The sequence below is a fragment of the Lacticaseibacillus sp. 22 genome (assembly GCF_055413445.1).
On sequence record NZ_JBVAYD010000048.1, the window covers coordinates 1 to 6,846 of the forward strand.

The window sequence follows — 6,846 nt, forward strand, 5'->3', positions numbered from 1 at the left end:
ATAGGAAAATTCACCTCTTAAAACTGAAGGTATATTTCCCACAAAGTTGGATGCAGGAACCATAAACGTATTGGTTAAAATTGAAAACAAAAAGTAGCAAGAAACTAATATACAACAGATGACGGAGGTGCCCTTAGCTGCTAAACCTATTGATAAAAGATTCGATCTTTTCAAGTTCTGTATCATGGATATCTAACCTCTTTCTTTCGAGTCGGATTCATGTCTACAAATATAAGTATTCAAAAAGGCGGACTTGATCTGTTCCGCCTTCTTTGTTACCTATAGGCCTAGTTTTGTTTGATCATAACTCTCCAATCAAAAACTAGTTTCTTGCCCAATGCCGGCCAGCATTACGGTATTGATTTGAAGATCCGTAATATGGCGAACCATTTGGGCCCGGAAGGTCTGCAGGAGTAAAAATGTTTCTACCAATAGGCAAAGCACCACCACCACCACTGTTGGGTATGTGATCGCCACCAATTGTGGTCTGAAGAGTCTCATCTGAGATCGTAGTGATGCTTTCGAACTTAATCATATTAACTTTATTCATGCTATTCCTCCATGCTTGCGACAATAGTGACATTACGATGTTAAACTCATGAGTGTAGCGTTAATATATCGCAACAAAGTCAAGTAGTCAATAAAAAATCAATTTTCTGTAGCAAAACGCTTAGTAAGTATTAAAAACGCAATAAACTAACATTATATATAATTGTTTTAGGCCAAAAAAGAAAATATAAACTTTTGACGATGCCATACGGATTGTTAGGAAAGTAAAGCGTGGTCATAGACACACAAAAACCCTTATGTGGAAAATCGAGCCATATTGGCTTTTAGATAAATTGACTGAACGGGCAATTCCCACCAAGATGTTCTTGAATATTTGAATTGTTGTCCTTCGCTTGTGTTCTATATCAATTAGAAGTTTAAAAATTCTGTTTGATTGGATGGACGATTGGTAATTTGTATTTATGAGTCATCCTATAGATTGGCGTTTGTTCATATAACGTTTGGTTTAAATCTCCACGATACGGAATGATATTTCCGCCCCTGACTTTGGTGAGAGAATTTGAATCTAACTGTAAGACATTGTTTACCAGTTTTTCGAGCATTGAATATCTTCCTTTCCGAAGGTGATTGTTTACGGGACTCACTAAATTAGAATACACAACAGTAAATGGCACAAATCAATTTTCCACAACACTTTAAGAAAAAATAATCAAATACATTAGTAATGATTAAACGCATTAAAAACCGTATGTAAGTACTGTACGCAGTGATCACTTTGGGTGTAATTAATTTGAACGCCTTGTCGATAGTTGAATACCCAGACATTAATCTTTAACAGATCAGGATTTTTAATGGATTGAGCGACTACATGTTGTCGCGCGTGGCAACAGTTCATTTCCTATATATGCAGGGATTACTTGACATGCTAAGCGTCATTGAGGTGTTTGGGTTTAGATTTTGTATCGAGGTACAAAAGAGGTCATTATTATGTGGATCACTAAGCAACAACGAAAAGATTCAATCGGCGGGTTAACATTCCTTTATCGGGTCGCAACGCGTGATCCAGTGGATGCGCAACGAAGGATTGAAAGAATTATTCTTAGAAATGCAATCAAACCAAGTAGAGAGAATTTGACATTTGACTCCTTGGGTTGATACGCGGTGTGGAACCCGGATTACCTTGTGAGAAATTATTATCAACTTCTGTTTGAAATTTGGCATTATGCAGAAAAAGTCAAAAAAGGTGAAACAGAATGATGTGCCAGCTGTCCCTATTCGGTGAGGTAGCTCTATTATCAAGAAAATCCGTGTTCTTATTTATAGATCGCGCTAGCCGGGAGAAAAAAATAGCCGCTTCCCGGACAGGGGAGGCGGCTATTGTGTTGTTATACTGATTTCCTCAACTTAAACGAACTGTATCACATTTGATCGTTTTAGTCATCTTTAAATTTAAATATCAGCGAGCCGGATTTAAAATTATTGTTGAAACTAGAGCTTTTGAAAGAACCGTTGATGATGAAACGTAATTTTATTGAAACAAAAAAGAAAAAATCATTTGCGAGGAATTTATGTTGTTACAGAGGCAGACACGACCAACCTAACTGCCGGCTATAACTATGTTGAGTATAGGATAGCGAGTTACTAACCTTGCTTCGAGTAAAGTTGACAGGAATTGTTACTAGTTAAAAGGGTATGTGCTATGAAATGGCTTAGACTTATAAGCATTAAAAGAGTATTGATATTTGGTGTTATTGCTGCCATTGGTTGCAAAGTAACAGAGCTAGCAACCCACATAGATCCAAATGTTGCCAGCTATATTTGGGTGATAGGCCTCTTTATTACCTATAAAGTTGCAGACGACATCTCAATTAAAGTTACTGCAGGTAAAAAAGGGGTTAAATTATAGTTGCTTGACAGTTTCTGATGGATGTAATCGGAATGATTAATGTATTACCGCTCGCGCTTAATCAAGCGTCGCATAATCTTTAACAAGTGGCCATTAATTAAACTGATCAAGAATTGTCCAAGACTGGCAACCAGACATTAAGGTCACCTATATGAAGCGCCAACTATCATTCAGTGTACCCCATCTTTCGAAAGTATCTTTCAATGCTTGGCAACACCTCTGGCCGAAGTGGTGGGGCAATGAAGTATAGAGATGTTAAGATCCTTTTCCATGCGGACAGTCGATAATAGGCGCTTAAGTTTGACGGATTCTGATCGTAGTCTGCCCAGCGTTGTTGATCAGTTTTTGCGAGAACACTCGTTATTTGCTTTAACTGAACTTGGGGACTGCGGCTGGCAGTTTGAATGATTGTAGCAAGACGTTCTTCTTCATCATCGAGGAAGGGCGTTTTTTGCCAGCTTAAAATGTTGGGAATAATCGCTAAGGCCTGTTTGATTTGGGCGGGGATTACTTTGGGGTGTGCAACTGCAGCACTTGCCAAGTCACTACCATGTGCAACGGCATGTGCCCAGCCTTTTTCAGGAATAAAGCCACGCCAGTCCTGTTCCAAACGAAGGTAGTTGATAGCCCAATCTAACCACGTATTCCGTTGCTTGATCGTTAAAAAAGGTTCACGAGCATCTGTATCCAGAAAGAGAGCGCCTAATAAAGCCGTGAATGTGCGCGTAAAGACTTTATCACTCTGCGGATTGTCAATGCCATCAAATAATTGCGCTCTTTGAGTTGCCAAATCGGCTAATAGTTTCTTCTGATGTTTGGTAAAACCCGGTGTTTGGAAGCCACGCGCGAACAAACTATAAACAAGTTGATCGCGAATCTTACTATTGGGGTCACCAACATGATCTAGTAGCCAAATACACTGGTTATTCGTGAAGCGCAATGGATCTTTTGCCAGGCTCAGGGTGACAAGTTCTTGGTACATGAGAGTCATCTCCTTTTCGATGGTGAGTCCTTTTTAAACTTATAAGACATTATAATTTTTTGGACTCATGCAGCCCTTGTATCACTTGAAGTTAATCGTTTTCAACTCGGTCAAACTTTCGGTAGAATTAAGATGTGAGAAAGAACATACTTCAAGCAATTCTTTTGAAGGACATCAAAATTGGGTCAAATTCTTGTGGCAGTTTAGATGCAGCACAAAAATAGTCGTAAAGTTAAGACAGCAAAAAGCTCAAGAGCAAGTGTCTAGATTTACTCTTGAGCTTTTTGCTTTGTAACCGATTGATCACAGGAAAATTACTGGAAGCAATTATATGGGCCGCGGTTTCTTGTCCATGAATTGTTCAAGCATTTTTCAAATTTATCATCGAAATGGGTTCGTGGCCCGTGTTGATGAGGAGTGCCTTTGCCCATTCCGTTGACCCAGTTTAAAGTTCCCGGGTTATAAGAGTCACCGCCAGAGATCTGCTCCAATTCCACTATATCCAGAACTGCCAAGCTGTCTTTTCCCAAATAATTCATCCCCTAAAGAGTTTTTTGATAGAGCTAACATTATACTATGCTGAATGCTCTATTTTTAACATAAATAAAAGAAAAAGTTTTCATAACACTGGTTATGATGATATTCTTTTGCTCAAGGGGTGATTCAAAATGAATGAAAAACAAGTCATTATTGCTAAAATGCTGGAATTACAACATCTTTTTGAGAAGCAACCAGATGGAATATCCCAAAAGGTTGTCTTAAAAATAAAACAAGCGATCGGTAAACTTGCTAGTAACAAAACAGCAGCAATCGATATTTCAGCACAAGTACGTCCGATAAGTCGTTTTATCAGAGATGAAATGTTAGAGCATGATTATAATCTTACGCTAGAACAGCGGACGCTCCTTTTTGACCTAGAAGGCAAAGCGCAAGATATTGAAAACAAATTCCAAACAGCAGCAGATTGGATCCTTTTTTAGCGACTTTGAACAAAGCATTGCCAATTAGGCATAACATGTCGTAAATATAGCCTTATCCTCTTTCGCACATACGAATCTACTCATAATAAGTCGTGCTGCTCGGAGAATAATTTTGTGTGGTAATTTTAAGAGACTAACAAATCACATGTTAGGATCAATTGGTTAAAGGTACCCGAAAGAATGGCTTTTTTGTGCGAACCTTCTTGGCATACAAGAAATGATTAAGCAAGATAGCGGGTCAAAAAATACGTCAATTTCACCGGAATATGTGAGATTGGCGTATCTTCAGAAGTGACAATTAACTTAGTACAAACTAGCCACAAAAGGCTTCATTGCCGTCACGACATCCCCGCTGCCGGTGCCTTCGATGAGGGCGACGGTGAGGTAGGTGTTCTTGTCAGCATCCATGGCGACTAAGAAACCATTTTCCTTGCCGTCTGTGTCCTGTTTCTGCTTGAGTTCGGCCGTGCCGGTTTTGGCGGCGATGGTGTGGCCGTCGATGGCGAGGTCATGGGCGGTGCCGGCTTGATCGGAGACAACGTGGGTCAAAGCAGTTTTGACCGTTTTGGCAGCATTGCTTTGGAGCACGCTGGTACGTTTGCCCTTTGCAGCTTGAATCAAGGTTGGCTGCTGCATGGTGCCGTCATTGGCGATGGCACTGTACATCGCCGCCTGTTCAATTGGCGATAGCAGCAGCTGCCCTTGACCATAAGCGGTGTCGGCCAAAAGCGTTTCGGAGGCGAGCTTGCCATTGTTGGAGATTTGGGCTTTTTTCATGGTTAAAGGTAAGTTGGCTTGGGTTTTGAAAAGGGGCTCCAGACCTTTGAGGTAAGCAGAGGCGCCCATTTTCAGTGCTACTTGAGCAAACCAGATGTTGTCGGAGTTAACCAAGGCCTGGGTCATGTTTTCCGGGCTGGCGTCAACGGTGCGGGTCACTTTGTAGTCGCCCCACGAACTATCTTTTTGCCATTTGAGACCGGAAATAGATTTGGTTGTGTCAGGGGTGATGGTTTTGTTTTGCAGGGCAATCGCAGCCGTTAGCATTTTAAAAGTGGAACCCGGTGCGTATCGTTGGGTGAACCGGCTGAGGAATGGCAGCTCGGTGTTGTTGGCGTATTTGTCATAGTTGGTTTGGCTGATGCCGTTCACGAAGGCATTGGGATCGTAGCTTGGCGAACTTGCTAAAGTTAAAAGTTCGCCGTTGGTTGGATCCATGGTGACCACACTGCCACTTTTGCCTGCTAGTTGGGTATAGGCGGTTTTTTGCTTGTTGGCGTCAATTGTCAGCTTCAGGTTCTTGCCGGCAATTGCTTTGGTGTCTAGTAAGGGATGGCTGTTGCTGCCGTTGCGAATCGCGATCGTGCCGCCATCCGTACCGCGCAAGTAATGGTCATAGATTTGTTCCAAACCGGCTTTACCGATTTTGCTGTTGGCAGTCAGTGACGGATGCTTTTTAAGGTCATCGGCGGTTGCCGTACCAACGTATCCCACGAGTTGAGCAGCAGCCTCGCCCAACGGATAAGTACGTGAACCGATTGTTTGGTAAGCTGCACCGGTTAATGCAGGGGAGTCGGTGACGATCTTGACCGGCACAAATGTATCATCGGTGACCCAGGATTGCTTGAGGAGCGTTTCAAGACTCGAGGTTTTCACATCCCAGGCGGTCGCGATTTTTTCTAGATTAGCGGTCCGTTCATCGCCGGTACCCAGTTTGCCAGGAACCAGGCCGGCTTGGGTGACATTGCCGTTGGTGGCGAGCGCCTGGCCATTACGATCGAGAATTTTCCCGCGCGTGGCAGCGGTCAAACTAATCTGAACCGTGTCCTTGCCATCCATTTGTGGAAACAGCAGGCTTGGCGTCCAGCGAATGCGCCAGTTGTCGCCGACTTTAACGATCGGCGCGGTGTAATGCTGTGCCGGGAGCTTGCCGATTTTGGTGTTCATATTGGCGGTAAAAGTGAGTTGATAGGTACCGTCTTTAGAATTAGTTGTTTTCAGATCCGTGATTTTGATGTTGCTGGCGCCGATCCGGTCGAAAACGGCCTGATTGCGTTCAGCCAGCGTCTTGGCGGTATATTGCCAGCCCGGACCTTTGAGATGGCTGGTGTCGACTTGTTTAACGGCTTTTTCATATTGACGGTTGGCAAAAGCTTTCGTGTAGGCTTGAGCCGTGGCCTTAACCTGGTCGCCTTCAGCTTTGCCTTGGTACCAGTGAAAGGCACCGAAGCCACCCACAATGACGACAATTGCTGCGACCACACTAATCAGGATGGTGCGCGTCGATTTCTTCATGTCTGTTCCCCATTTCTAGTTTTTACGCTTCTCCATGTATAACGCCATTCTACGCTTCTGGGTGAGGGGAAGAAACCGGGGAAATATAGGCGCAGGGGGTGAAGGTGATTGGCAATGAGGTTGCTTACAGGAAAAAGGCCACCATGCAACATGAAGCGCCTCTTTATGAAGACTAT

General features: G+C 42.9%; 5 protein-coding genes and 1 pseudogene. 2 read left to right on the forward strand and 4 right to left on the reverse strand.

The annotated features are described in order from the left end of the window. Window positions 1–186: pseudogene (locus tag ACWP87_RS13450) on the reverse strand (rhomboid family intramembrane serine protease); the annotation flags it as partial. A 136-nt stretch (window positions 187–322) separates the two neighbouring features. Continuing rightward, window positions 323–550 carry a hypothetical protein gene (locus tag ACWP87_RS13455; protein ID WP_029944105.1) on the reverse strand — a complete coding sequence of 76 codons (228 nt, stop codon included), beginning with the start codon at window positions 548–550 and terminating at the stop codon, window positions 323–325. Between the two features lie 1,659 nt (window positions 551–2,209). Here ACWP87_RS13455 and ACWP87_RS13460 point away from each other — a divergent pair. After that, a complete protein-coding gene (locus ACWP87_RS13460; RefSeq protein WP_015764836.1) occupies window positions 2,210–2,416 on the forward strand; it encodes a hypothetical protein in 207 nt (68 codons plus the stop codon). A gap of 166 nt (window positions 2,417–2,582) precedes the next feature. On the opposite strand, the gene ACWP87_RS13465 is transcribed toward ACWP87_RS13460, so the two are convergent. After that, entirely contained in the window at window positions 2,583–3,398 is an 816-nt protein-coding gene (locus ACWP87_RS13465) for a DUF2785 domain-containing protein (RefSeq protein ID WP_014569044.1), read from the reverse strand. A gap of 668 nt (window positions 3,399–4,066) precedes the next feature. Between ACWP87_RS13465 and ACWP87_RS13470 the strand changes: the two genes are divergently transcribed. Beyond that, a complete protein-coding gene (locus ACWP87_RS13470; protein ID WP_014569045.1) occupies window positions 4,067–4,378 on the forward strand; it encodes a hypothetical protein in 312 nt (103 codons plus the stop codon). 303 nt (window positions 4,379–4,681) lie between these two features. Here the strand turns inward: ACWP87_RS13470 and pbp4 are convergent, their stop codons facing one another. Continuing rightward, the gene (gene pbp4, locus ACWP87_RS13475) at window positions 4,682–6,670 is read right to left on the reverse strand and encodes a penicillin-binding protein PBP4(5) (RefSeq protein WP_014569046.1); all 1,989 of its coding nucleotides are present in this window, start codon (window positions 6,668–6,670) and stop codon (window positions 4,682–4,684) included. Window positions 6,671–6,846: the final 176 nt, after the last annotated feature.